The organism is Klebsiella grimontii (assembly GCF_900200035.1).
Lineage (GTDB): Bacteria > Pseudomonadota > Gammaproteobacteria > Enterobacterales > Enterobacteriaceae > Klebsiella > Klebsiella grimontii.
On sequence record NZ_FZTC01000009.1, the window covers coordinates 108,277 to 133,838 of the forward strand.

Annotated in this window: 29 protein-coding genes; 5 read left to right on the forward strand and 24 right to left on the reverse strand. The window is 56.5% G+C overall.

Annotated features, from left to right (window positions below; all coding sequences use genetic code 11):
- Positions 1 to 2: 2 nt before the first annotated feature.
- The 8 genes from KOSB73_RS03150 to KOSB73_RS03185 form a co-directional block, all read right to left on the reverse strand.
- Positions 3 to 278, reverse strand: a complete 276-nt coding sequence (locus KOSB73_RS03150) for a YtcA family lipoprotein (protein ID WP_024360211.1) — start codon at positions 276 to 278, stop codon at positions 3 to 5.
- 220 nt (positions 279 to 498) lie between these two features.
- Positions 499 to 2,484 carry an alkyl/aryl-sulfatase gene (locus KOSB73_RS03155; RefSeq protein ID WP_098140220.1) on the reverse strand — a complete coding sequence of 662 codons (1,986 nt, stop codon included), beginning with the start codon at positions 2,482 to 2,484 and terminating at the stop codon, positions 499 to 501.
- Between the two features lie 282 nt (positions 2,485 to 2,766).
- The gene (gene alsK, locus KOSB73_RS03160; protein WP_098140221.1) at positions 2,767 to 3,693 is read right to left on the reverse strand and encodes an allose kinase; all 927 of its coding nucleotides are present in this window, start codon (positions 3,691 to 3,693) and stop codon (positions 2,767 to 2,769) included.
- The gene (alsE, locus tag KOSB73_RS03165) at positions 3,677 to 4,372 is read right to left on the reverse strand and encodes a D-allulose 6-phosphate 3-epimerase (protein ID WP_004137478.1); all 696 of its coding nucleotides are present in this window, start codon (positions 4,370 to 4,372) and stop codon (positions 3,677 to 3,679) included. Before alsE ends, alsK begins: the two co-directional genes overlap by 17 nt.
- Positions 4,373 to 4,382: 10 nt before the next feature.
- The gene (alsC, locus tag KOSB73_RS03170) at positions 4,383 to 5,363 is read right to left on the reverse strand and encodes a D-allose ABC transporter permease (RefSeq protein ID WP_004127887.1); all 981 of its coding nucleotides are present in this window, start codon (positions 5,361 to 5,363) and stop codon (positions 4,383 to 4,385) included.
- Entirely contained in the window at positions 5,342 to 6,874 is a 1,533-nt protein-coding gene (gene alsA, locus KOSB73_RS03175) for a D-allose ABC transporter ATP-binding protein AlsA (RefSeq protein WP_024360215.1), read from the reverse strand. Before alsA ends, alsC begins: the two co-directional genes overlap by 22 nt.
- 65 nt (positions 6,875 to 6,939) lie before the next feature.
- Positions 6,940 to 7,875 carry a D-allose transporter substrate-binding protein gene (gene alsB / locus KOSB73_RS03180; protein WP_004137475.1) on the reverse strand — a complete coding sequence of 312 codons (936 nt, stop codon included), beginning with the start codon at positions 7,873 to 7,875 and terminating at the stop codon, positions 6,940 to 6,942.
- A gap of 59 nt (positions 7,876 to 7,934) precedes the next feature.
- A complete protein-coding gene (locus tag KOSB73_RS03185) occupies positions 7,935 to 8,822 on the reverse strand; it encodes a MurR/RpiR family transcriptional regulator (protein WP_004137474.1) in 888 nt (295 codons plus the stop codon).
- Between the two features lie 364 nt (positions 8,823 to 9,186).
- Between KOSB73_RS03185 and rpiB the strand changes: the two genes are divergently transcribed.
- Both rpiB and yjdP read left to right on the forward strand, forming a co-directional pair.
- The gene (gene rpiB / locus KOSB73_RS03190) at positions 9,187 to 9,636 is read left to right on the forward strand and encodes a bifunctional allose-6-phosphate isomerase/ribose-5-phosphate isomerase RpiB (RefSeq protein WP_098140222.1); all 450 of its coding nucleotides are present in this window, start codon (positions 9,187 to 9,189) and stop codon (positions 9,634 to 9,636) included.
- Between the two features lie 69 nt (positions 9,637 to 9,705).
- Entirely contained in the window at positions 9,706 to 10,038 is a 333-nt protein-coding gene (gene yjdP / locus KOSB73_RS03195; protein ID WP_004137472.1) for a DDRRRQL repeat protein YjdP, read from the forward strand.
- A 33-nt stretch (positions 10,039 to 10,071) separates the two neighbouring features.
- Here yjdP and phnP read toward each other — a convergent pair whose 3' ends face one another.
- The 12 genes from phnP to KOSB73_RS03255 all read right to left on the reverse strand — a co-directional run bounded on the left by phnP (position 10,072) and on the right by KOSB73_RS03255 (position 18,979).
- Complete coding sequence (phnP, locus tag KOSB73_RS03200) at positions 10,072 to 10,830, reverse strand: phosphonate metabolism protein PhnP (RefSeq protein ID WP_004137470.1); 759 nt, start codon at positions 10,828 to 10,830, stop codon at positions 10,072 to 10,074.
- Between the two features lie 14 nt (positions 10,831 to 10,844).
- Entirely contained in the window at positions 10,845 to 11,408 is a 564-nt protein-coding gene (gene phnN / locus KOSB73_RS03205; RefSeq protein ID WP_024360217.1) for a ribose 1,5-bisphosphokinase, read from the reverse strand.
- Entirely contained in the window at positions 11,408 to 12,544 is a 1,137-nt protein-coding gene (gene phnM, locus KOSB73_RS03210) for an alpha-D-ribose 1-methylphosphonate 5-triphosphate diphosphatase (RefSeq protein ID WP_024360218.1), read from the reverse strand. The genes phnN and phnM overlap by 1 nt, the downstream gene beginning before the upstream one ends.
- Positions 12,541 to 13,227, reverse strand: coding sequence for a phosphonate C-P lyase system protein PhnL (gene phnL / locus KOSB73_RS03215; protein WP_049087481.1), 687 nt, complete (start codon positions 13,225 to 13,227; stop codon positions 12,541 to 12,543). The genes phnM and phnL overlap by 4 nt, the downstream gene beginning before the upstream one ends.
- Positions 13,228 to 13,424: 197 nt before the next feature.
- Complete coding sequence (gene phnK, locus KOSB73_RS03220) at positions 13,425 to 14,183, reverse strand: phosphonate C-P lyase system protein PhnK (RefSeq protein WP_024360220.1); 759 nt, start codon at positions 14,181 to 14,183, stop codon at positions 13,425 to 13,427.
- On the reverse strand, positions 14,180 to 15,028 hold the full coding sequence (locus KOSB73_RS03225; protein WP_004137461.1) for an alpha-D-ribose 1-methylphosphonate 5-phosphate C-P-lyase PhnJ: 849 nt from the start codon (positions 15,026 to 15,028) through the stop codon (positions 14,180 to 14,182). Before KOSB73_RS03225 ends, phnK begins: the two co-directional genes overlap by 4 nt.
- Positions 15,021 to 16,085 (reverse strand): carbon-phosphorus lyase complex subunit, encoded by a 1,065-nt coding sequence (locus KOSB73_RS03230; RefSeq protein WP_004137451.1) that lies wholly within the window; start codon positions 16,083 to 16,085, stop codon positions 15,021 to 15,023. The genes KOSB73_RS03225 and KOSB73_RS03230 overlap by 8 nt, the downstream gene beginning before the upstream one ends.
- On the reverse strand, positions 16,085 to 16,669 hold the full coding sequence (gene phnH, locus KOSB73_RS03235) for a phosphonate C-P lyase system protein PhnH (protein WP_024360221.1): 585 nt from the start codon (positions 16,667 to 16,669) through the stop codon (positions 16,085 to 16,087). Before phnH ends, KOSB73_RS03230 begins: the two co-directional genes overlap by 1 nt.
- Positions 16,666 to 17,118: a phosphonate C-P lyase system protein PhnG gene (phnG, locus tag KOSB73_RS03240; protein WP_049089199.1), complete on the reverse strand. Its 453-nt coding sequence runs from the start codon at positions 17,116 to 17,118 to the stop codon at positions 16,666 to 16,668. The genes phnH and phnG overlap by 4 nt, the downstream gene beginning before the upstream one ends.
- Positions 17,119 to 17,844 carry a phosphonate metabolism transcriptional regulator PhnF gene (phnF, locus tag KOSB73_RS03245; protein WP_004137439.1) on the reverse strand — a complete coding sequence of 242 codons (726 nt, stop codon included), beginning with the start codon at positions 17,842 to 17,844 and terminating at the stop codon, positions 17,119 to 17,121.
- Between the two features lie 204 nt (positions 17,845 to 18,048).
- Positions 18,049 to 18,483, reverse strand: a complete 435-nt coding sequence (gene yjdN, locus KOSB73_RS03250; protein WP_004137437.1) for a VOC family metalloprotein YjdN — start codon at positions 18,481 to 18,483, stop codon at positions 18,049 to 18,051.
- A gap of 160 nt (positions 18,484 to 18,643) precedes the next feature.
- Positions 18,644 to 18,979, reverse strand: a complete 336-nt coding sequence (locus tag KOSB73_RS03255; RefSeq protein WP_004137429.1) for a zinc ribbon domain-containing protein YjdM — start codon at positions 18,977 to 18,979, stop codon at positions 18,644 to 18,646.
- A gap of 540 nt (positions 18,980 to 19,519) precedes the next feature.
- Here KOSB73_RS03255 and proP point away from each other — a divergent pair.
- The gene (proP, locus tag KOSB73_RS03260; RefSeq protein ID WP_024360222.1) at positions 19,520 to 21,022 is read left to right on the forward strand and encodes a glycine betaine/L-proline transporter ProP; all 1,503 of its coding nucleotides are present in this window, start codon (positions 19,520 to 19,522) and stop codon (positions 21,020 to 21,022) included.
- Positions 21,023 to 21,143: 121 nt separating this feature from the next.
- Here the strand turns inward: proP and cbpM are convergent, their stop codons facing one another.
- From cbpM to KOSB73_RS03275, 3 genes are all read right to left on the reverse strand, one after another.
- On the reverse strand, positions 21,144 to 21,449 hold the full coding sequence (gene cbpM / locus KOSB73_RS03265; RefSeq protein ID WP_004097873.1) for a chaperone modulator CbpM: 306 nt from the start codon (positions 21,447 to 21,449) through the stop codon (positions 21,144 to 21,146).
- On the reverse strand, positions 21,449 to 22,369 hold the full coding sequence (gene cbpA / locus KOSB73_RS03270; protein WP_049087484.1) for a curved DNA-binding protein: 921 nt from the start codon (positions 22,367 to 22,369) through the stop codon (positions 21,449 to 21,451). The genes cbpM and cbpA overlap by 1 nt, the downstream gene beginning before the upstream one ends.
- Before the next feature lie 149 nt (positions 22,370 to 22,518).
- Positions 22,519 to 23,199, reverse strand: coding sequence for a TerC family protein (locus KOSB73_RS03275; protein WP_024360224.1), 681 nt, complete (start codon positions 23,197 to 23,199; stop codon positions 22,519 to 22,521).
- A 224-nt stretch (positions 23,200 to 23,423) separates the two neighbouring features.
- Here KOSB73_RS03275 and KOSB73_RS03280 point away from each other — a divergent pair, with 224 nt between their 5' ends.
- Positions 23,424 to 24,206, forward strand: coding sequence for a DsbA family protein (locus KOSB73_RS03280; protein ID WP_004137423.1), 783 nt, complete (start codon positions 23,424 to 23,426; stop codon positions 24,204 to 24,206).
- Positions 24,207 to 24,242: 36 nt separating this feature from the next.
- On the opposite strand, the gene KOSB73_RS03285 is transcribed toward KOSB73_RS03280, so the two are convergent.
- Positions 24,243 to 24,839 carry a TetR/AcrR family transcriptional regulator gene (locus tag KOSB73_RS03285; protein ID WP_004137421.1) on the reverse strand — a complete coding sequence of 199 codons (597 nt, stop codon included), beginning with the start codon at positions 24,837 to 24,839 and terminating at the stop codon, positions 24,243 to 24,245.
- Between the two features lie 115 nt (positions 24,840 to 24,954).
- On the opposite strand from KOSB73_RS03285, the gene KOSB73_RS03290 reads away from it, so the two are divergent.
- On the forward strand, positions 24,955 to 25,542 hold the full coding sequence (locus KOSB73_RS03290; protein ID WP_024360226.1) for an NAD(P)H-dependent oxidoreductase: 588 nt from the start codon (positions 24,955 to 24,957) through the stop codon (positions 25,540 to 25,542).
- Positions 25,543 to 25,562 lie beyond the last annotated feature (20 nt).

The following is a 25,562-nucleotide window of genomic DNA, read 5'->3' on the forward strand; positions in this document are numbered from 1 at the left end:
GGTTAGAAAAATACCAGCCAGAACAGCATGGAGTAGAGAGCAAAGAGGGCGGTATAAATAACGCCTGCAAGCGCTGGCATTTTATATTTGAGCAGAATAACCCGCCGCGTGATGAGCGTAAGGATGACTCCGGCAATAATGCAGAAGAGCCATCCAGGATAATAGGCGCCAATGACCGGAATTGCCGGAGATAATGTACATCCCGTCAACAATGCGGCCGGAGTGAGCCAGCATATATTTTTTAGCTGCATCACAATACTGGATTTAACCGTTTGCATAATGAAATACATCCTGTCTATTGCGAAAAATATCCCGTGTGAATGTAAAACAGGAAAAAGAGGTCACAGTATCCCCATTTTTAATTGAGAGTGAAATGTCTTTATTAATCATCCGCATTCATAACTTATTTATATTTTTTATTGTTTTTAGGTGTTTATATTTCCCTCATGGATGTATTCGCTTCCGGAAAAGAATAGAAATTTCCGGAAGCGAGCCTGATTAATTAGGCGTAACGATATTCACCCACAGTTCAAATTGATCGAGCGTGGAGAAGATTTCATCCAGCTTTGCCGCATCGCCGGTGACTTTGGCTTTCCCTGTTTTCAGCAGATCGGCCATTTTGGCCTGGCCGGTCAACACGTCGTGCAGGTCAGCACGGCTGATAGTGAAGGATGCATCGGGCTTCTGCTGAGAAGCCTGGCGATAGTTGAGCACGCTATTGTTCAGCGTCAGATTCAGGGTTTCGCCTCGATCAAGATTGAAATTCAGGCTGATATTTTTGCCTGCCGCTTTCTCGCTATCCAGACGGACTGCCATGTAATCAAACAGCATTTCGACCGTCATACCCTTGATGGTGTCGGGTGAATTTGAGGTATTGTGGGTGAGTTTATGCACGCCTTCGCGCAGCTCTTTCGCGCCGGTTAAGTAGAAACCGCGCCAGGTTGCGGACTCCGCCTGATAACCCAATTGCTCAAAGGAATTCGCTTGCAGATCTTTTGCCGCCTGGTTTTGCGGTTCGGCGGCAATCACCTGCTTGAGCAGTTCTGACGTCCAGCGATAGTCGCCCTTGTCATAAGCTTTTTGCGCCAGCTCAATTGCCTGTTTTGCGCCGCCCAGCGCTTCGACGTAGCGTTTACCCATATCGACCTGGCCGTAGGGGTTGAGGTTGGCCGGGTTGCCGTCAAAGTAACCGAGATAGAAGTTATAAACCGCGCGGGCGTTGTGGCTTACGGAACCATAGTAGCCGCGGCTGGCCCAGTTATTCTCCAGCGCTGGGGGCAACTTAATCATGTTGCCGATTTCGTTCATCGTATAGCCCTGATTAGCCAGATGGAGCGTCTGGTCATGGATATACTTGATGGTGTCGCGATATTTGCCGATATAGTCGTTAATGTGCTGGTTACCCCAGACCGGCCAGGTATGCGGCATAAACAGTACTTCAGCCTGACTGCCCCACATATCGAGCGTTTCATTCAGGTAATCGGTCCATTTACTGGTATCGCGCGTTTTAGCGCCGCGCAGGGTGTAGAAGTTATGCAGCGTATGGGTGGTATTTTCTGCGGTACATAATGCTTTAAGCGCCGGGATATAGAAGTGCATTTCTGATGGCGCCTCGCTGCCCGGCGCCATTAAAAAGTCAAATTCCAGGCCATCGATATTCAGTTTTTCACCGGTTTTGGTTATCGATTTGGTCGGGGCGATGATCGTTGGGTTGCCCGCGCTGATGGTGACGCCCAGACCATTGCCGATATTGCCCTGAGCGTTATGGGGTAGCAACAGACCATAAGAGTAGAGAACCCGACGGTTCATAATATTCCCGGCCAGCACGTTTTCGCTGATGGCTTCTTCCATAAACCCGGCTGGAGCAATAACCTGCACTTTGCCTGTTTTAACATCCTCTTCGCTGACGATACCTTTGACGCCGCCATAGTGATCGGTGTGGCTATGGGTATAGATGACGGCAACAATAGGTTTTTGCGGGCGATGCTGATAGTAGAGGTCGAGGCTGGATTTTGCGGCTTCCGGGCTGACAAGGGGATCAACAACGATGATACCCGTATCGCCTTCAATAAAGGTAATATTGGAAATATCCTGGCCGCGGACCTGATACATGCGTTCGGTGACTTTAAACAGGCCGGAAATACCGTTGATTTGCGACTGCCGCCACAGGCTGGGGTTCACCGTGTCGGGGGCTGGCGCATTGATATCGAATTTATAATCCTCCCCCCGATAATAGGTTTTCCCATCAGCATTTTTCAGAATACCTTGATTGAGAAGCGGGGCGATAAATCCCCGCTGCGCATCATCAAAGTCCTGACGGTCGTTAAAGGGTAGCGACTGGGTATATTTCTGGTTAATTTGCTGCGTATATTGCGTGGCTGGCTGGGCGGTCTCGCTCGCAAAAGAGGTGTTAACTAATAACCCTGTTGCGACAGCAATGGCAATAAAAGTCCTGTTCAAACGGAATAACTGCAAGTTATTCATATAAATCTCCATTTATCATTTGCATTGTGAATCTATTTAGTTAAAAGAAGGGCTGCTTTATTTCTTTCCCATAATAAGATGGTTTTTTATGTTTATAGAATAAGAAATGTGAGATGGGCACCTCTTTTTATGAGGTATTTGTGCGGATTGCGATAGGGTGATTAATGAAGTTATTACATTCAATTATGATTTATAAAATCAGGGGCATTTAACTGCATATGATTTATGGTCATATTATGGGCCAGATACCGATATGAGCGGCATCTGGCCTGACGTTAAATATCATACTGTAACAGGAAGGGGTAAATAACGGCTGCGTGCCAGCGCCGCCGCGCCCTGGGCGCCGTTAAACGCTGATGATGACGCGGCGATAAAGCGTACGGCCTGATACGGCAGCGGACGGCGAACGTAGGTTTTGACCATCGCGATTAAGGCATCGCGCGGGAAGGCGGGCATATCCATCACACCGCCGCCAAGAATTACCGCGTCGGGATCGAACAGGTTGACGCTGGTGGCGATAGCGCGGGCGGCGTGGTTTAGCAACGTCTGGACAAACGGCTCCTGCTCGGCGTGGACGAACAGTTCGCCCAGCTCGTACGCTCGCGGCTGCTGTTCATACCAGCGCTTGAGCGCAATGCCGGAGCAAACGGTTTCCAGACAGGCGGGGTTGCCGCAGGCGCAGGTGAGGGCGTCATCGCCCAGCGGAATATGCCCCAGCTCGCCCGCCACGCCGTGCGCGCCGGTCCACGGCCCGCCGTTCAGCCAGACCGCGAAGCCCATACCGGTGCCAAGATAGGCCGCCAGCACCTCCTGCTCCTGCAGGCCATTCTCCTGTACATCAAAAGAGAGCTGCAGATTCACATCGCGCGAAAACTCCACCGGGCAGCATAGCGCTGCTTCCAGCCGGTCGGCCAGGTTGTAGAGGTCGTCGGCGGCGAGAGGTAGATTGGGCGTTGAGATAATCGTCCGCTTGTCTTTTGCCACCAGCGCCGGGAACCCCATCACCAGCCCGCAGCAACGGGCGTCGTGCAGGGTCAGCTGCTGCTGCAACAGGTTTTTAATGCCATTGACCAGGCCGTCGGCGCTAATCACGTCCGCGGTGCGCCGCTTTTCGCAGTGCAGCGCTTCGCCCTGCGCGGTTTGCAGGCAAAGGCGGATATGGGTCGCGCCCATATCCACGCCCGCAACAACGTTACGCTGTTTTTGCATGAGGCAGTACCTCGTGTTTCGCCGCCAGGATCTGCTCGACCATGATCTGCCACGCATCTTCAATCTTCTCGGCGTGATTAAAGAGGCCTGAAGTGCCGACGATAAAGACGTCCGCGCCCGCCGCCATCAGTTTTTGATAGGTGGCTTTATTGCAGGAGCCATCGATTTCGATCTCGTAGTTCAGCCCTTCGCGCTCGCGCCAGGCTTTCAGTTCGCCGATTTTTTCCAGCATCTCCGGGATAAACGGCTGCCCGGCGAAGCCCGGATCGACGGTCATCACCGTGATTTTGTCGGCTTTATGAATGTAGTACTTCATGGCCTCGACCGGGGTTTCCGGGTTGAGGATCAGCCCGACCTTCATGCCGTGGCGGCGGATCTCTTCGATCAGACGGAAGGCCTGGCCGTTAATCGTTTCCGGATGCAGGGTGATAAAATCCGCCCCCGCCTGCGCCAGCTGGCTAATGTAGTCCTGCGGGCGGGTGACCATCAGATGGCAGTCCAGCGGCTTGCTGGCCAGCTTTTTCACCTGGCCGACGAAAAACGGCGACAGGGTCAGGTTCGGTACAAAATGACCGTCCATAATGTCGATGTGAAAATAGTCTGCGTGCTGGTCGATAAACTCGATCTGTTCTTTGAATTTCAGCAGATCCATACACATTAAAGAGGGAGCAATTTTCATTATAAATTCCTTACTTACTGATAAGACGGTCGAGGGCGACAGCCGCGATGATTAATCCGCCCATTACCACCAGCTGGTAGTAGGTTTGTACTTGCAGAATGTTCAGTCCGTTATTGATGGTGCCGATAATCAGGCCGCCGATGACCACCGAGAAGATGCGTCCTTTGCCGCCGAAGAAGCTGGTGCCGCCGATGATGGCGCTGGCGATGGCGTAGGTTTCAAAGCCCATCCCCGCCAGCGGTTCCGCCGCGCCGAGACGCGCGGTGGAGACCACGCCCGCCAGCCCGGCGCAAACGCCGGAGATAATGAACACCAGCAGCATGTGGAATTTGACGTCGATACCGGAGTAGAAAGCGGAGTTCTTGTTACCGCCCAGCGCGTAGATGTTGCGGCCCACGCGCATGCGGGTGGTCAGGAACCAGAGGATCACCGCCACAATCAGCGAGAAAATCACCGGAACCGGTATACCCAGCGGCGTGGCGGCGAAGAAGTTAACGAAATCAAACGAGAAGCCGTATACCGAGTTGGCATCGGAAATCACCAGGGTGATACCGCGAAAGATAGCGTTGGTGCCGAGGGTGATAATGAACGGGTGCAGGCCGGTCCAGTTGACCAGGCAGCCGTTGATGGCGCCCAGCGCGCCGCCGACCAGCACGCCGCCAATCAGCGCCGCGAGGAACGGATCGACGCCCGCCAGCATCAGCTTAGCGGTGACCATCCCGGAGAGCGCGAGGATCGCCCCGACCGACAGATCGATCCCGGCGACGAGGATCGCGAAGAATTCGCCCATGCCGATCAGGACGGTAACCGAACTTTGGACGAAGATCTGCGTAATGTTGTTGGTCGTCAGAAAGTACTCTGACGACAGGGTGCCGAAGATCGCGACGATAATGGCGAGGATAAAAAAGGTGCCGTATTTATCCCAGAATAGCGCGAAGTTAAACGGTTTTTTCTCGTCCATATCGCCTTTCACTCTTGTGGTAGTGCCCATGCCATAATCTCCTCTTCGCTCAAGTCGTCGCGATTGGTCAGGATTTGCGTCAGTCGCCCTTCGCAGAACACGGCAATGCGGTCGCAGACGGCGATAATTTCAGGTAGTTCGGATGACACCATCAGGATGACTTTTCCGTCATCGGCCAGCTGGCGCATCACTTTATAAATTTCGGCTTTCGCGCCGACGTCGATACCGCGCGTCGGCTCGTCAAAAATGATCACTTCGGGGCTGCAGCACAGCCATTTGGAAATCAGCACCTTCTGCTGGTTGCCGCCGGAAAGCTCGGTGATGTTCTGATCGACCGAATGGCACTTCAGCGCCAGCAGCTTGCGCTGCTCTTCCGCCGTTTTGCGTTCGTCGCCTTCGCGGAACAGCCCCATGGCCCCTTTGTAGCCGCCGCGCTTCAGGCTCTGGCTGACCGCCATGTTCTGAGCGATGGAAAAATTGGGGAAAAAGCCGTTTTCCCGGCGGCTTTCGGTGATGTAGCCCATCCCTTTTTTTAAGGCGTCCAGCGGCGAGCGGGGGGAGATCGCTTTGCCATTGAGATAAATTTCACCGCCGCTACGTTTATCAACCCCAAACAGGCAGTCCATGAGCTCCGTGCGCCCGGAGCCGACCAGCCCAGCAAAACCGAGAATTTCGCCGCGATTCACGCTAAACGAGATATCGCGTACCTTTTTCTTGTCATGGCTGGTAACGTTTTTCACTTCGAATACCGTCTCGCGGACGATATTGCCGGTGCTCTCTTTCATGGCGTTAAAGCGGTTTTGCAGCTCGCGACCGACCATCAGGCGTACGATGTCGTCGTTATTCACTTCGCTGACCATTCCGCTGCAGACGCTGCTGCCGTCTTTCATCACCGTGTAGCGGTCGCAGATGCGGCGTATTTCCGCCAGCTTGTGCGAGATATAAACAATGGCGGTGCCCTCTTTACGCAGCTGGTTCATGATCAGGAACAGATAGTCCACCTCTTTGTTGGTCAGCGAGGAGGTCGGCTCATCCATGATCAGCACTTTGGCGTCGAGCATCAGCGTTTTGGCTATTTCCAGCATCTGCTTATGGCTGATGGAGAGATTCGCCACCTTTTCGTCTAAATCGATCTTCAGCCCGACGCGCAGCAGCATCATTGCCGCCCGCACGCGCATCTCTCGCCAGTCGATGACGTTAACGCCGCAGACTTTTTTCGTCAGATGACGGCCAATATATAAATTCTCCAGCACCGTTAATTCATCAATGACGCTGAGCTCCTGATAAATAATGCCGATGCCGAGCTGGGCCGCTAATTTATGGTCCAGCTTGTCGTAGTTGACATTATTAATGGTAATGGTGCCTTTGGTCGGTTCATGGATTCCCGACAATACTTTCATCAGCGTTGATTTACCGGCACCATTTTCCCCTAATAACGCATGTATTTCGTGCGGGTAAATAGTTAAATCAACCGATTTTAATGCGTGAACCGGGCCAAAGGATTTGCCGATCCCCGCCATTGAAATATATGGCGTGAGCATAGAAAATTTCCTTCATTACCTCTGGGTGAATTCCCCTCTCCCAAAGGAAAAGGGGATTTACAGACTTACTTCGTCACCAGAATGGAATCCACCAGCGTAAACTGCGGGGCTTTATCCAGCGGGATCACCTTGCCGCTCTTCTCGGCATCGACCATCAGCTTCAGGCCCGTCGCGCCGATATCCGCCGGGTTCTGCGCGATAGTCGCGGTCATCTGTCCGGCTTCGACCATTTTGCGCGCTTCCGGAATACCGTCGGTACCGACCACCAGCACCTTGCCGGTTTTACCCGCGTTGGCGACGGCCTGGGCGACGCCCATCGCCATGGTGTCGTTGGCGCAGTAAATCGCTTTAACATTCGGGTTACGCTGCAGCACGTTCGTGGCGACGTCCAGCGCTTTAATACGGTCCCAGTCGGCGGGCTGGCTGGCAACCAGCTTGATCTGGCTCGCTTTTTTGAAGGCTTCGGTGGCGCCATTGCGGCGAGCTTCACCGGAGGCGTTACCGGCTTTACCTTCGATAATCGCCACTTCGCCGCCTTCCGCACCCAGCTTGTCGATAATAAAAGCCGCGCCCTTCGCCCCAACCGCCACGTTATCGGTGGTGACGAAAGCCTCGACGTTGCCGCCGGCTTTCTTCAGGTTATCCATATCGATTTTTTCATCGAGGTTGACCAGATAGATGCCCTTTTTCCAGGCTTTAGCCACCGGCATCACCAGGTTTACCGAGGAGAGGGGCGCAAAGGCGATACCTTTGTAGTTTTTGTTGCTCAGGTCTTCAAACAGCTGCAGCTGCGACTGAAAATCGCCTTCGGAAGGGGAGGCAAAAATATCGACGCTTACGCCCAACGTTTTGGCTTCGTCTTCTATGCCCTTTTTCATATCCACCCAAAACGGATTGGATAGGGTTTTTAAGACCACAGCATAATCGGCGGCGGCAAAGGCGCTGGTGGATAACATTACGCCCATGAGCGTGCCGCTGAAAATTTTCAGATATTTATTCATGGCAGTATTCTCAGTGTAGGATACAGTTATATTGATCCCACCAACGTGGGATCGGTTTTTTATTTAAGCGCGCCGGGTGAAAAGAAATTAACAATCGCGCCGGTTTTTTGCATATTTAAATTCGCTTGTTCAATATTCAGCTGGGCAACGGAAACAAAAAAAGCATCTAATAATGTGAGTTGTAATATACGCGCTGAGGCGTTACGGCCTAATAAAGGCGTCTCTGGTGCTGGCGAACAAATAATAAAATCAGCTAGTTTGGCAATCGGTGAATGATAGCTATGGGTGATACAAATAATTTTTGCGCCGTTCTTTTTCGCCAGCTCCACCGCCGATTTGATATCGCTGGTGCGCCCGGAGTGCGAGACCACCAGTACCACATCGCCTTCCTTCAGCAGCGAGGCGGACATCATCATGATATGCGCGTCCGGGTAGGCCTGGCAGCGCACGCCGATGCGTAAAAACTTATGCTGCACGTCCGCGCAGATGGCGTTTGAACCGCCTGCGCCATACAGGTCACGCTGGTTGGCCTGGGCGAAAAAGCGCGCCGCGCGATGAATTTCGTCGACGTTAACGATCGACTGGCCTTCCATAATGGTGCGCAGGGTGATGTTAAACACCTTATTCACCACATCCTGCGGCGCTTCATCAAAAGAGAGCTCAGTCGGCAGGACCTGCTCAGACTGCGAGAAATAGGCTTCCAGCGCGCTGCGCAGATTACGAAAACCGCTAAAACCAAGCAGTTTAGAGACCTTAACGATCATGGCCTCAGACACCGACAGCGCCTCTGCGACGTCCTTAATGGCCGGCGCATCGCTCAGATTGCCGGGAGTAAGCAACCATTCGACGATGCGGCTTTCATTTTCGGTCATCCCTTCCTGCTTCATGCGAAGCCAGGGGGCAAGGCCGATACCGTTGGGGAGCGAACTGGATTCTGACTGACTCATCGCTTTCTCATTGTCCATAAAATGAAGACGTCACTATATCACCACAGGCAAAACAGAAAAGATACAATCAACTTCACAAATTTTATATTTTTATAAAGTATTGTCTGTTGTGAAGTTTTGGGTGGGCGGATTTTTCGTTTTTTGATTTGTTATTTATTAAATATCAATAAATTATATGTTTTATATTGATGTTTTTAACGGCGTGATTGTTTGAGGCAAAAGAACACTGACGCTTGATTTGTGAAATTACAGCGTGTAGAACAGGCCCTGGCTGCGGTGTTTTTGACGCTTATTTGGCCGATAAATGCCGTTTAAATCACAACATAAAGCATTTCCGTAAAGTGAATAACAGGCGAGGCTAGGTATGAAAAGGATTGCAATTGGCTGCGATCATGTCGGGTTTATTCTGAAAGACGATATTGTGTTGCATCTGCGTCAGCGGGGAATGGAGGTGGTGGATAAAGGCGCATGGTCAATGGAACGCACCGATTATCCGCGCTATGCCAGCGCCGTCGCTCAGGCGGTTGCCGCCGGCGAAGTTGACGGCGGGATTCTGATCTGCGGCACCGGCGTCGGCATCTCCATCGCCGCCAATAAGCACCCGGGCATTCGCGCGGTGGTGTGCAGCGAGCCTTACTCCGCGCAGCTTTCACGCCAGCATAATGACACCAACGTTCTGGCCTTTGGCGCCAGGGTGATCGGCCTTGAACTGGCGAAAATGATCGTTGATGCCTGGCTGAGCGCCGAATTTGAGGGCGGACGCCATCAGGGCCGGGTAGACGCCATCGGCGCGATTGAACAGCAGCGGATTTGAGATTCCTCCGCTACTCGCCGCGATAGCCCTTGATTAACGTAGAGCCAGCCCCCTGATGAGACTGGCTTTATGAAACGTTACTCTACTGCTTTGCTTTTCTGCGCTCTTTCCTTCGCCAGCCAGCTGGCGCACGCCGATATTATTGACGACGCGATCGGCAATATTCAGCAGGCCATTAATGACGCTTATCAACCCAACGGCAGCCGTTCCGATGACGATGATTATGATGATGGACGCTATCAGGGCAGCCGTCAGCAAAACGCCGATCGCCAGCGGCAGTATGACGATCAACGGCGACAGCTGGAAGATCGTCGCCGCGAACTTGATGAGCGTCAGCGCCAGCTGGACCGGGACCGCCGTCAGCTGGAAAGCGACCAGCGCAGGCTGGATGATGATTATTGATGCGGCGCGACCCGCGGCCTTCGTCGCGCCCGGTTAATCCAGCACAATCTCCATACCGTCAAATCCCGCTTCAAATCCCGCAGGCAGAGAATTTTCCATCATCCACGCATCGAACTGGTGGCTGATATGGGTAAGGATCACCCGCGGGCAGCCAATCACCTGGTTAATGGCCCGCACGGTGTTGAGATCGCAGTGGTTGCGCGGGGGCTGCGGGCGCGGCTCGTGGCTACAGTCGATGATGATAAGCTGCGGTCGGTTGTTAAGCAGGAACTTGAGGGTTTTTTCCGGCAGGGCGGCGGTGTCGGACAGCCAGGCGACCCGGCTATGGGCCGATTCCAGCAGGTAGCCGAAAGTGAGCTTTGAGTGGTTCAGCGGCAGCGGCGTAACGCGCAATCCCTGAAGTTCAAACATCACGAACGGCTCAACGGTATGGCTGAAATCCAGCAGGCCCGGATGCCTGAACAGGTCATCGCAGCCCTGTTCATCGGGCGGGCCGTAAACCGCAATAGGTTCGCCCACTCCCCAGCGCAGGGGGAACAGGCCCTGCACGTGATCCATATGATAATGGGTGAGCAGAAACTGCTGAAAGCTGCCGGCGGGCCACCGCTCCAACAGATCCGGCAGCCCGGCATCGAGCAGCGTCACCGCGTTGTTGAACTTCACCGCCGCGCTACAGGGGCGACGGCGATGCGCGTCGTCGGCGCGGGCGCGGCGGCAGGCGCGGCAGTCGCAGCCGAAAACCGGCACCAGCTGCGCGCCGCCGGTGCCGGTCAAGCGGATCGTCAGGCTCATGTTTTCTCCTCGTCTCAGGCAATTTGCTGCTCGTGTCGATTGCCGTGAACGCGAATCAGCGAGACCAGCGCATCCACCGACTGGCTCAGACGGCCATCGTTATTCAGGGTCAGACACGCGCTCGGCGTATAGCGCGCCGCGCGTTCCAGCCGCTGGGCGATTTCCGTCTCGTTCTCCCTTCCACGCTGCTCCAGGCGCTGTCGCAGCACCTCCGGCGAGACCTGCAAACAGATGGGCAGCAGGGCGTCGGCATAGCGCGCCTGCGCCTGCGCGAGGTGGGCGCGGGAGCCATTAGCGACCACGTCAAACCCGGCGTGCAGCCACAGGTCAATCTCGATGCCGATGCCGTAGTAATTATTGTTAGCGTGCCAGCTAAGGGCAAACAGATGCTGCTCGGCGCGGGTAAAAAACTCATGTTCGCTGAGGGCGATATGGTTTTCACAACCCGCGTTGTGCGGGCGGGTAATGTAGCGGTGCGCCACCAGCAGCTGGGGATGCTCCCGCTGGCGCAGCGCCGCCAGCAGGCTGTCTTTACCGGAGCCGGACGGACCGACCAGCCAAATCAGTTTTCCTGTCATCAGAAGACCCTCTTGCCTTGCCGCCAGACGCGATCAATATGGATATGCTCGCCGCGACGGTGCGCCAGCACCAGATCCGCCCGTTTACCTTCGGCAATCACCCCGCGGTCATGCAGCCCCAGCGCCTGCGCCGGGTTTTTGCTTACCAGGCGAATGGCCTGCGCGAGGGTAAAGGCGTTGCCCCCGTCGTCGGCGATGCGGAAAGCGGCATCCAGCAGGCTGGCGGGATAATAGTCGGAGGAGAGAATATCCAGTAGGCCGCTGGCCGCCAGCTGGTGAGCGGCGACGTTGCCCGAGTGGGAACCGCCGCGCACGATATTCGGCGCGCCCATCAGAACGTTCATGCCGTGCCGGCGCGACGCCTCCGCGGCAGCAAGGGTGGTGGGAAATTCGGCGATGGTGCTGCCAAGTTGGCGTGATTCGAGCACATGTTCGCAGGTGGCGTCATCGTGGCTGGCCAGCGCGATATTGCGCTCGCGGCAGATAGCGGCGATGCGCTGCCGGTTGGGCTGCGACCAGGCTGCCGCCAGCGCCATCTGCTCCTGTTCGAAGTTGTCCATCTGTTCGTTGGTCAGATGGTATTTGCCCTGATAGTAGTCGCGATATTTGCTGAGGTCGGCGTACTGGCGCTGGCCGGGGGAGTGATCCATCAGAGAGACCATGCTCACCGGCTCGCGGCCTACCAGCTTCTCAAACAGCGGCAGGGTGGTGTGATGCGGCAGTTCGCAGCGCAGATGCAGTCGGTGTTCGGCGCGGTTGAGGCCGCGCTTTTGCGTCTCTTCGACGGCGTTGATCATTTTTTCCAGGTTTTCCAGACGGTCGCCGCCGTCGCGCACATCGCCAATAGCCACGGCATCGAGCACGGTGGTGATGCCGCTGGCGACCATCAGCGCGTCGTGGCTGCTCATCGCCGAGTGGGCGGGCCAGTCCACCTTGGGTCGCGGGGTGAAAAACTTGTCCAGGTTGTCGGTATGCAGCTCGATAAGCCCGGGCAGCAGCCAGCCGCCTTCGCCGTCAACCGCCTCCGCTAGCCGGCTCTGGTTTTCGGCAAAGGCTGAGATTCTGCCGTCGTGAACTTCCAGCGAACCGTTAACCACCTCGTCTTCGAGGACCAGCTTTACGTTATTAATAATCATGCTGAAATCCCCATCGGGTGCAGGCGGTCGGCGACCTGGTGGCGCGTGGCCTCGTCGTGGAAAATACCGACGATCGCCGCGCCGCGGGCTTTGGCTTCGTGAATCAACGCCACCACCGCGGCGCTGTTGTTAGCGTCCAGCGAGGCGGTGGGTTCGTCGAGAAGCAAAATCGGGTAGTCGACCGCGAAGCCGCGGGCAATGTTGACCCGCTGCTGTTCGCCGCCGGAAAAGGTTGAGGGGGCGAGGTGCCACAGGCGTTCGGGGACGTTCAGGCGCGTTAGCAGGCGGGCGGCTTTCGCGGCGCTCTCTTCGCGCGAGGCGCCCAGTTCGAACAGCGGTTGCATCACCACGTCGAGGGCGGAGATACGCGGGATCACCCGCAGAAACTGGCTGACCCAGCCGATGGTAGTTTTGCGCACCTCCAGCACTTTGCGCGGCGTGGCGGTAACCAGGTCGACCCATTCGTCGCCGTGGCGAATATGAATGTGGCCGCTATCGGGGAGATAGTTGGCGTACAGCGAGCGCAGCAGGGTCGATTTGCCGCTGCCGGAGTGGCCGTGCAGCACCACGCATTCACCGGCATTCACGGTCAGCGAGGCGTCGGCGAGGACCGGCAGACGGACGCCGTGCTGCTGGTGCAGAACAAAGGTTTTATGGATGTTTTCAACGCGGATGGCGTTCATTTTTAGCCTCATCGTGCCTGAATTTCCCCGGATCGCGGCGTAAACGCCTTATCCGGGCTACCTGATGCATTAACTCACGAAGCGCGACCGGGGATTCCCGGAGGCGGCGCGTTGCGCCTGTCCGGGCTACCGGCCCGCAGACGGCCCGGCACCCGTAGCCCCGGTAAGCGCAGCGCCACCGGGGAGTGGACCTATGTTCAGTTCTGCAACACCGACGACACCAGCAGCTGGGTGTAGGGGTGATGGGGATCGTCGAGCACCCGGTCGGTTAAGCCGCTTTCCACCACCTGTCCTTGTTTCATCACCAGCAGACGGTTAGCCAGAAGGCGGGCGACGCCGAGGTCGTGGGTCACAATCACCACCGCCAGGTTTAGCTCCACCACCAGGCCGCGCAGCAGATCGAGCAGGCGCGCCTGCACTGACACGTCCAGCCCGCCGGTGGGCTCATCCATAAACACCAGCTTCGGCTGGGTCACCAGATTGCGGGCGATTTGTAGACGCTGCTGCATACCGCCGGAAAAGGTGGTGGGCAGGTCGTCAATGCGCGAAGGCGGGATCTCCACCTCCTGCAACCACTGCTCGGCGGTGGCGCGAATATCACCGTAGTGCCGCGCGCCGGTCGCCATCAGGCGCTCGCCGATATTCCCCCCCGCCGACACCTGGCGGCGCAGTCCGTCCATCGGATGCTGGTGCACCACGCCCCATTCGGTGCGCAGCAGGCGGCGGCGATCCGCTTCGCTCATCGCGTACAGCGAACGGTTCTGATAGCGCACGTCGCCCTGCTGCGGCGTCAGGCGGGCGGAAATCGCCTGTAGAAGGGTGGTTTTCCCGGAGCCGGACTCGCCGACGATACCCAGCACCTCTCCCGGCCACAGTTCAAACGAGACGTCGCTGAAGCCTTTGCCCGGCGCGTAGAGGTGGGTCAGATTATTGACCGCCAGTAACGGATGACTCATTTTTTCTGCTCCTCGCTCTGCTGGCGGCAATAATCGGTATCGGAACAAACAAACATCCGTTTGCCGCTGTCGTCGAGCACCACTTCATCAAGATAGCTATGGCGCGAACCGCAGATGGCGCAGGGTTCATCCCACTCCTGAACGGTAAACGGATGATCGTCGAAATCGAGGCTTTCTACCGGGGTGTACGGCGGCACCGCGTAGATGCGTTTTTCACGTCCGGCGCCGAACAGCTGGAGGGCGGGCATCATATGCATCTTCGGGTTATCGAATTTCGGAATCGGCGACGGGTCCATTACGTAGCGGCCGTTGACCTTCACCGGATAGGCGTAGGTGGTGGCGATATGGCCGAAGCGGGCGATATCTTCGTACAGCTTCACCTGCATCACGCCGTACTCCTCCAGCGCGTGCATGGTGCGGGTTTCGGTCTCGCGCGGCTCGATAAAACGCAGCGGCTCCGGGATCGGCACCTGGAAGATCAGGATCTGATCTTCAGTCAGCGGCGTTTCCGGGATCCGGTGGCGGGTCTGGATCAGCGTCGCGTCTTCGGTGCGCTCGGTGGTCGCGACGCCGGTGACGCGTTGGAAAAACTGGCGAATCGACACCGCGTTGGTGGTGTCGTCGGCGCCCTGGTCAATCACCTTCAGCACGTCATTTTCGCCGATGACGCTGGCGGTAAGCTGGATACCGCCGGTGCCCCAGCCGTAGGGCATCGGCATCTCGCGACCGCCGAAGGGCACCTGGTAGCCGGGGATGGCCACCGCTTTCAGGATGGCGCGGCGGATCATGCGTTTGGTTTGCTCGTCGAGATAAGCAAAGTTGTAGCCGGTCAATGCGTTAGCCACGTTGATTCTCCCGTTGCAGGCGTTTAAGCAGCGCCAGTTCGGCCTGGAAATCGACATAGTGGGGAAGTTTAAGGTGCGAAACGAAACCGGCCGCCTCGACGTTATCGGCATGCGCCAGCACAAACTCTTCATCCTGAGCGGGGCCCGCCACTTCTTCGCCGTACTCCGGCGCCTGGAGCGCGCGGTCCACCAGCGCCATCGCCATCGCTTTACGCTCGCTCATGCCGAACGTCAGGCCGTAGCCGCGGGTAAAGTGCGGCGGTTCATCCTCAGGGGCGACAAAGCCGTTAACCATTTCGCATTCGGTCATCAACAGTTCACCGATATTGACGGTGAATCCCAGCTCTTCGGGAGCGATCTCCACCGCGACGTAGCCGCTGCGAATTTCACCGGCAAACGGGTGGTTGCGCCCGTAGCCGCGCTGGGTGGAGTAGGCCAGCGCCAGCAGATAGCCCTCGTCGCCGCGCGCCAGCTGCTGCAGGCGCGAAGAGCGCGAGCAGGGATAGACCGGCGGATGGCGGGTGATATCGTCGGGCTGCGCGTCGGTATCTCGTTCGGCTTTCGCCAGTTCTTGCTGAACCAGCAGATTAAAAACGTGCGGCGCGGCTTCCTGCGGCGCGCTATCGGTCGCCAGCGGCGGCGTTTCGCCGTTGGCCAGCAGGGTAAAATCGAGCAGGCGGTGGCTGTAATCGTAGGTTGGGCCGAGCAGCTGGCCGCCGGGAATATCTTTATAGACCGCCGAAATACGGCGCTCAAGGCGCATTCCGGCGGTGTCGACGGGCTCGCTGACCGCCAGCCTTTGCAGCGTGGTGCGGTAAGCGCGCAGCAGAAAAATCGCTTCGACGCTATCGCCGCTGGCCTGCTTCAGCGCCAGCGCCGCCAGCTCCCGGTCGGCGATACCGCCTTCGGTCATCACCCGGTCCACCGCCAGATTAAGCTGCTGGCTAATCTGGTCAACGCTGATTTCAGGAAGCCGTCCATCGCCTCGGCGTTTCTGTTCCTGTAGGGCGTGAGCGGCGACGATCGCCTTCTCGCCGCCTTTGACGGCTACGTACATTAGCAGACCTCGACATGGGTGGTGCGCGGGATAGCCAGCAGGCGTTCGCCGCAGGTGAGGATCAGATCGATGCCCAGCGGGAACGGATGCGGGCGCTCGGTCAATTCTTCAATAATGCATTCCGGCAGCTGCGGGGCGATCATCCGCTCTTCGGCGATCCCCGCGCCGGTCAGCCGCAGCATCCGGCCGCCGCTCAGGCTGGCAAGCTGGACCACCAGCGTGACGCCGGTTTCCGGGGCGACGACGGTTCCGGCGGAAAGCACGTTAAGCTGCTCGGCGCTGATGGTGTCGCTGGCGACGGCGAAGATCGCCTGCTGCGGCTGCTCAACCAGCGGCGCGCCGGTATGAAAGCGCAGATTCTGGCCGACGAGATCGTTATGCAGCGCCGGAGCCAGCCAAACCGGCGTGTCGTGATCCACCAGCGTCAGCAGCAGGCTGGTGGAGGCGACGTTCAGCGGCTGCCAGCCGTGCTGAAGCTGTTGCAGGGAGACAATCACTCCCGGCTCGCTCATCGCTTTCAGCAGGCGGCGGAAACTGTGCTGGGCGTCCTGCACAGCCAGGGTAAAGGCGGGTTGTAGTGTCATGCGTTATCTCCGCGAACCAGAGTAAAGAAGTCGACCCGGCTGGCGTTGACTTCGGCGCGTCGGGCTTCAATGCGCACGCTACGTTGTTCTTCCAGCGGGGTTATCAGGGTTTCCATCAGGGTGTGAAAATGGTGTGGCGACTGCATCAGGGCATCGATAGCCGCGCAGCGTTCAGCGTGCGGACGGTCGCGGCCCAAAATCCAGCTATAGCCGAGCGTTCCGTCGGCCAGGCGAATGGCGGCGCGGGTTAAGGTAGCGTCTCCGGCAAAGAACCGGTCGCCGATGCCGCCCATACGCGCCTGCAGCTGAACCAGTCCGGTTTCCGGGGCGCGAATCAGCTCATACTGCGGCGCGAGCTGCAGGGTCTGCATCCGCGCCGCCAGTTCTTGTGGTTCACTGTGGGCCAGCACGGACATCCAGCGCTGGCGGATAGCGGTATCAAAGTGCATTCAGTGCTCCATGGTGAATTCAATCATGTCGGCGCGGGTCAGGCTGACGGAGTACTCCGTCGCGTTCTGCTCGTCCTGGCGATGATTCAGGGTGCGCACGCACAGCAGCGGCGCCATGTTGGGAATGCCGAGAATAGTGCTCTCTTTGGCCTGCGCGCGGCGGGCGCTGATTTTGGTGCGTACGCGGGTCAATTCGATATCAAGCCGGTCGCGCAGCAGGTCATGGAGAGAGCCGTGGGTAAAGGTTTGCAGAACCGGCCACAGTCGCAGGTCGGTAAAGTAGTGGTCTATCAGGCACAGCGCGACGCCGTTAACGCGGCGCAGGGTGCGCAGGTGGATGACGTTATCGCCTTCATTAATGGCAAAGGCTTCGGCAACGTGGCTGCTGGCCGGGCGTAACACCGACAGCAGCTTCTCGCTGGTCGGATGGCTGCCCTGTTCGAGAAGATTCTGGCTAAAGCGGGCCTGGGCGTTGAGCGGATAATCGATCGGGCGCATCAGAACCAGCACGCCGACGCCCTGGCGGCGCTGGACCCAGCCGCGTTCGACGAGCTGATCGATGGCCCGGCGCAGGGTATGGCGGTTAACTTCAAAGCGGGTCGCCAGCTGCTGCTCGGCGGGAAGATAGTCGCCGCAGCGGTAGTGGTGGCGAAGCTCTTGCTCAAGTTTGGCGGCAATTTCCTGATATCGTGTCGGGTAACTGGTCGGATGTCTGGATAAGTACATGTCAATCGAGCCTCACTATGGACATGAAGGAGTTTCCCTCTGAGCGTGGGCCGATCCTGACGGTTTTTTGTTACATTTCGGTTAACTCATGATGACCGGGGGATGAAGAGTTAATGCCGGTGGGATGACAGGGGGAGGGGGAATGAACGCACGGATGCCCTCACCCCGGCTCTCTACCGGAGGGTGAGGGGAGGAAGGTAAGCGTTAAGGCTCTTTCACCACGTTGACCATCCACGGGACGCCAAAGCGGTCGATGACTTTACCGAAGCCGTGCGCCCAGAACGTTTCCTGCCAGGCCATCTCTATCTGGCCGCCGTCGGCGAGGCCGTCAAACCAGCGTTTACCCTCGATAACGTCTTTTGGGTCGAGCACGATGGTAAACCCGGCGTAGCGCTCCATTTTGCTGGAGGGGCTGTCGCTGAGCATCAGGATGCCATCCGCGATGCGCAGGCTGGCGTGGGCGATACCGTCGGCAGCCAGGTGCTGGCCGGAAGGGCAGCCATCTTCGGCGTCCTGGCTATTCTGCGGCATTTCACCCCAGGTGATTTTGTGGAGCAGCTCAGCGCCCAGCGCCTGCTGGTAGAAAGCGATGGCGGCAGCGCAGTTGCCGCTAAAAGCGATATAGGGACTTAAGGGCATAAGCATTACCTCAGGTAACGAATATTCCATTAAGCGTAGAAGGGGATTGCGGAATTAAGCCAGGCGGCAGCGACGGGTAAAGTGAGTACGAATGCGGGAAGACTGGCCAGAGCGCGGAAAAAATATATTTCCCCCGACGATAGGCGTCGGGGGAATAAAATCAGTTCTTTTTAACAAATTCGGATTTTAGCTTCATTGGGCCAAAACCATCAATTTTACAGTCAATATTATGATCGCCTTCCACCAGGCGGATATTTTTAACTTTAGTACCAATTTTTAGCATCGAAGAGCTGCCTTTAACCTTCAGATCTTTTACTACGGTGACGCTATCGCCGTCGGCCAGTAAATTGCCGTTGGCGTCTTTGACAATCAGCGCGTCGTTATCGTCCACAGGCTCGGCATTGTTCCATTCGTGGGCGCATTCCGGGCAAACAAACATGCCGTTGTCTTCATAAGTGTATTCAGAATGGCATTTTGGGCAGTGGGGCAGTTGCATGACGTTCCTCGCGATTACTGGGTAAAACAGGACGTTGGTCCTTTAAATGGCGGCTGATAGCCGAAAGTGATGCTGATTATAGCGCAATCCCGCACTTTTGTCGGGCCTTTTTTATGACACTTCCCAGCGGAGAAAGAGAATATATATTGTGGGGATAGGCGGGGTTATTTCCTTAAAAACCGCCAGTTATTTCCGGAAATGTATCGCTAAGTTCCAATATTCATTGAACTTATTGGTTTGAGATGACTCTGTTTAAGGGTAGGTAAATTTTTGTGAAGTTGATCCCAAATTTAAACGCTGTTAGGGTAAAAAGGCGAGAACGCAAATTCACTACACTTATTAGCGGCACCGCTTATTTGATTATGGCCAGAGCAGGCGTCAACAGGTTCGGTTGTACGGACTGTCAGCAGACAGTGCAGGCAAACCTGCTACGCTTGAAATGTGGAGCACAGCAATTCGCCGCTCCCAACGCATGACGCGAATGACCTTGTCATTCGGCGGAGATTCGTGCGCTCAAGGCGAGAGCAAAAGAGGAAAATTATGCTTAAAAGGAAAAAAGTAAAACCCATCACGCTTCGGGATGTGACCATCATTGATGATAGCAAACTGAAGAAAGCGATTACCGCAGCGTCGCTGGGTAACGCGATGGAATGGTTCGATTTTGGGGTTTATGGTTTTGTTGCGTATGCCCTGGGTAAAGTCTTTTTCCCCGATGCCAACCCCAGCGTGCAGATGATCGCCGCGCTCGGTACCTTCTCGGTTCCCTTCTTAATTCGTCCATTAGGCGGCCTGTTCTTCGGGATGCTGGGCGATAAATACGGTCGACAAAAGATTCTGGCGATAACCATTGTCATCATGTCGATAAGTACATTCTGTATCGGTCTTATTCCGTCGTATGCCACGATTGGCATCTGGGCGCCAATACTGCTGCTGCTGTGTAAAATGGCGCAGGGTTTTTCGGTGGGCGGAGAATATACCGGCGCATCGATCTTTGTGGCGGAATACTCGCCTGACCGTAAACGCGGCTTTATGGGCAGCTGGCTGGACTTCGGTTCAATAGCCGGTTTTGTGATGGGCGCGGGCGTGGTGGTACTGATTTCCAGCGTGGTGGGTGAAGAGAACTTCCTCAGCTGGGGCTGGCGTATTCCGTTCTTCCTGGCGCTGCCGTTAGGGATTATTGGTCTTTATCTGCGTCATGCGCTGGAAGAGACGCCGGCGTTCCAGCAGCACGTTGATAAAATGGAGCAGGGCGATCGCGAAGGCCTGCAGGAAGGACCGAAAGTCTCCTTCAAAGAGATTGCGACCAAACACTGGCGTAGCCTGCTGACCTGTATCGGTCTGGTGATTTCCACCAACGTGACCTACTACATGTTGTTGACCTATATGCCGAGCTACCTGTCGCATAACCTGCACTATTCAGAAGATCACGGGGTGCTGATCATCATCGCCATCATGGTCGGGATGCTGTTCGTTCAGCCGGTTATCGGTATGCTCAGCGACCGTTTTGGCCGTCGCCCGTTTATTCTGATTGGTAGCGTGGCGCTGTTCGCGCTGTCGATTCCTGCCTTTATCATGATTAACAGTAACGTTCTCGGCCTGATTTTCGCCGGTCTGCTGGTGCTGGCGGTAGTGCTGAACTGCTTTATCGGGGTGATGGCCTCGTCGCTGCCGGCGATGTTCCCGACCCACATCCGCTTTAGCGCTCTGGCCAGCGCCTTTAACATCTCGGTGCTGATTGCCGGTCTGACGCCAACCCTGGCGGCGTGGCTGGTAGAGAGCACGCAGAACCTGATGATGCCGGCTTACTATCTGATGGTGATTGCGGTTATTGGCCTGATTACCGGCCTGTCGATGAAAGAGACCGCCAATCGTCCACTGAAAGGGGCGACGCCAGCGGCTTCGGATATTCAGGAAGCGAAAGAAATTCTCGGCGAGCACTACGATAATATCGAGCATAAAATCGAAGATATCGATCAGGAAATCGCCGACCTGCAGGAAAAACGTTCTCGCCTGGTGCAGCAGCATCCGCGCATCAACGACTAAATCGTTTTGCTGGTAACTCATGCCGCCGCGGGCTTCCCCCGGCGGCATTTTTTATGCCCTGCTGAGGTTATTCGCGGACCGCCCAGGCCCGGTAAGGACCGGGCGATGCCGCGTCGAGGGCTTAGCTATGCGTCAGAAAGCGCGCCAGCCGCTGCTGCAGGATTTGATTTTCGCGGCTCAGGCGCGCGTTCTCGTCCAGCAGCGTTAAGGCGACAGCGATACCCGGCCAGTCCAGCTCCAGCTCTTTGCGCAGGCGTACGGCGCGGTGCACGATGGTCACCGCGCTATCGTCAAACAGCCAGTTTTCCCGCTGCGGCTGGCGCGGCTCAATCATGCCGAGGCCGACAATCTCGTTAAGCTCCTCTTCGGAAAGGCCGGTGTGGAGACAAAACTCGGTAATCGTGAACGTCACTGTTATCTTAGCCATCAGGCTTTCCCCCATGTCTTACGCGGCTCGAAGCTGGATTGCGCATCCGCCAGCTGCTGCCAGAGCGCGCGGCTCTTCTCATCTGGTTTTGGCGGCATGACGATTTTAATCACCGCATACAGGTCGCCGGTGGTGGTTTTGCTGGTCAGCCCTTTGCCTTTCACGCGCAGCCGCTGACCGGCCTGGCTGCCCGGCGGAATGGTTAGCAGGATGCTCTCTTTCAGCGTCGGGATGGTAACTTTAGCGCCCAATGCGGCTTCCCACGGCGCCAGCGGCAGGACGATTTCAAGGTTATGGCCGACGACATCAAACAGCGGATGCGGGGCGATATGGATCACCAGCCACAGATCGCCGTTGGGGCCGCCATTTTCACCGGGAGTACCCTGGCCTTTCAGACGGATGCGCTGGCCGTCGACGACGCCCGCGGGAATTTTCACGTTCAGGGTTTTCGGCGTTTCGCTTTCGACCATGCCAAAGACGTTATAAACCGGCAGCTTATAGCTGATGGTGCGCGTCTGCTCCGCCAGGGTTTCTTCAAGGAACACCGCGACTTCTATCTCTAAGTCATGACCGCGGACGCCGTGCTGGCGGCGGCTATGGTGCGCCTGCTGGCCAAACATGGTGGAGAAGATGTCGTCGAAGTCCTGCTGGCTATAGCTCTGCTCGCGGGAATGCTGCTGCTGCCGGCCAAACTGCGGATCGTTGCGGTGCTGCCAGAGCTGGTCGTATTCGGCGCGGCGCTGGTCATCTTTAAGCACTTCCCAGGCTTCGGCGAGATCTTTGAATTTGGCTTCGGCATCGTTTTCTTTGCTGACATCGGGGTGATATTTACGTGCCAGACGGCGATAGGCGGTCTTAATGGTTTTCAGATCGTCCGTTGGCTGAACCCCTAGAATGGCATAATAATCCTTTAATTCCATGGCGTTATCTCATTTATGCGCAATATGACGGTTACAGATCCCTGGATCAGGTGTCTTTATTAAGCTTAGGGCAAATGAGGGCGGATGGGGCGGAAAAGTGGCGCAAACTTGACGCCGTCGGGATTGACGGCGGCCGATCGACAATGTCCCTATTCGGTGGAGCGCCTGCGGTTTCTGCGCAGCCCTTCGAGCAGCACCAGGGCTGCGCCAATGGTTCCACCCATCAGTGGGAGAGCGGCGGGCGCGTTGGGGAAGAGATGAACGATGGTCACATCGGTCACCATCATTGAACCGGCTATCCAGCCGATGAGCGCACCGCCCAGCATCACCACGGACGGGAAACGGTTGAGGATTGCCAGCACCAGTTTGCTGCCGAGGACGATAATCGGAATGCTGATTAATACACCCAGCGCGACCAGCAGCAGATGGCCTTTCCCGGCGGCGGCAACCGCCAGTACGTTATCCAGCGACATAATGACGTCGGCAACGGTAATGGTGACCGCGGTACGCCACAGGCTGCTGGAACTGCTGACCTCGCTTTCTTCTTCCTGATTAGTCACCAGCTTGATGCCAATCCACAGTAGCATCAGCGCGCCGACCACTTTAAGCCACGGTAGTGAGAGTAAATAGATGGCGACGGCCAGCAGCAGCACGCGTGCCGCAATCGCGCCGAAGGTACCGATAATAATGGCTTTGGTACGCTGCTGCGGCGGCAGCTTACGGCAGGCCATCGCGATCACCACCGCGTTGTCGCCGCCCAGTAACAGATCGATAGCGATAATTTGCAGCAGAATAACCGCCACGTCCCACTGACTGAAAAACTCATTCATAGCCAACTCATCGAACCACCAAAAAAGACCCTACAGGAAAACGCAGGGGCGAAGGGTACTCTCGTTCGGGCGCCTTGACCACCTGTCCGAGAACCCGAACGCAGCGAGTTATTGAAAAATATAGTTACCAATCATTGCCTCGTCCGGCAATGATTCGCAGGTAAAGGATGATATTTTGTTCGTAGAAACACATCTGCCGTTCACCTATCGCAAGGACTAACCACATGCCCGGCCACAAGAATTTACTCACATTTGCCTTTATTGGCGCCTCCCTGTTTCCGGTTATGGCGACCGCTGCTGACGCACCGACCTTTACGCCTGAACAAGAGGCCCGTATTGGCAAAATCGCCGCGGATTATTTAGTTGCGCATCCGGAAGTGCTGCTGCAGGCCAGCCAGAAGCTGCAGCAAATTCAGCAACAGCAGCAGGCCAGCGCCGCGACCCAGGCGGTACTGAAGAACGCGGCCGCGCTGACCCAGGATAAAAATACGCCAACCTACGGCCCGAAAGAGGGCAAAGTTACGGTCATTGAATTCTTTGATTATCAATGCGTTTACTGCAGCCGTCTGGCGCCGGTAATGGAACAGGTGATCAAAGAGAACCCGCAGACCCGCTTTGCCTTTAAAGAGTGGCCAATTTTTGGCAGCCGCTGGGAAACCTCGCTTGCAGCAGCGAAAACCGGCCTGCAGATTTATCAGCAGAAGGGCGCTGAGGCTTATCTGACCTACCATAACGGGATCTATTCCACCGGGCATAACGAAGGCAAGCTGACGGCCGCCGACATCCAGCAGCAGGCGAAGAAAGTGAATTTCGATGCCGGGAAAGCGGCGGACGTTGAACCGGCGCTGGAAAGCATCAATCAGCTGGCGCAGGAAATTGGCCTGAGCGGGACGCCTGGAGTTATCGTGATGCCGACCACCGGAGCCACGGAAGCGACGATCACCGTGTTCCCGGGGCTGGCGGATAAAGCCTCGCTGGATGCGGCGATCAAGAAAGCGGGCGGCTGATAATCATCAACGCGTCCGCCGGGCGGCGGGCGCGGCTTAGCGATGGCAGCAGCGCTGCAGCATCGACATAATCACCTGAAAGAGCTCATCTTTAGCCTGCTGCTCCGTGATAACGCCGCTCACGACCGAGGCCGATAGACCGTCGGCGGACCCGAGCATGGCGAGAATGGCCGCTTCGCTGAGGTTGTCACTTTCGCAAAGCGGCGCAAAATAGTCCCGGCATTTCCCGGTAAAAGTGGCGATGCACTCTTGTTTGATCTTCTCCAGCTCGGGCGTCCCGGCGAGCGCGGCCATGACGCTCGGCATCTCGCGCCCTTGAAGCAGCACGCACTCGATATAGGCGTTGGCGATCGCCGCGGCCAGTTTATCCGCATTCGGTTCGGTATTGCGCAGTATTTCATCCATTCGCGCCGTCTGGCGCTGGTCGTATTCCGTGTATAGCGTCGCGAAAAGTCCCGAACGGCTGTCAAAATGATCGTAAACCACCGGTTTAGTGACTCCCGCCTGCGTCGCCAGGTAGCCCAGCGTCAGGGCATCGGTCCCTTCTTGCCGAATAATCTGCCAGGCAACATCAATCAGCTGTTTGCGCCGCTCTTCTCGCGTTAAACGCTGCCGTACGAGTGGTTCAGACATAGAAGCATTCTCCCGTTGACATGCTTATATACCAAAGGTAACTTACTATTGGTAGGTTACTGTTAGTATATAAGACTACGTCCAATATCGTTGTATAGCAACTGGGGTATCCGTCATGCATGCATTAATCGTGGTTTCTCATCCTCTTAATACTTCTCTGACTCACAGCGTTGCGGCGGCGATTGCGCAGGGGGTTGCCGAATCCGGCTCGCATCACAGCGCTGAAATTGCCGATTTAACCCGGGAAGGCTTTAGCCCGGTTTTTGCCGAACCGGATATTGCCGCCTTTCGGCAAACCGGCGCTACGCCGTCCGATGCGATCGCTGAACAGGCCAGAATCGATAACGCCGACGCGCTGGTGCTGGTGTTTCCCATTTACTGGTGGTCGATGCCGGGGCTGCTGAAAGGCTGGATTGATCGGGTGTTTTCAAACGGCTGGGCCTATGAGGAGACCGCCGACGGCAACGTAGTGAAGAAGCTGGGACGCCTGCGGGTACATCTGGTGGCATTAGGCGCAGCCAGTCAACAAACGTATGACAAGCACGGGTTTACCGATGCTTTTAATGCGCAAATTGTCCACGGCATTTTTGATTACTGCGGGGCTACGGTCGCCAGTTCGCAGATGTTGCTATTGCCGGACCTGCAAACGACGGAAGCGCATCTGGAGGCGGGGCGCCAGCTAGGAAGGAAGATGTTTGGCTGAGGCGCGTTTAGCTACCGAGC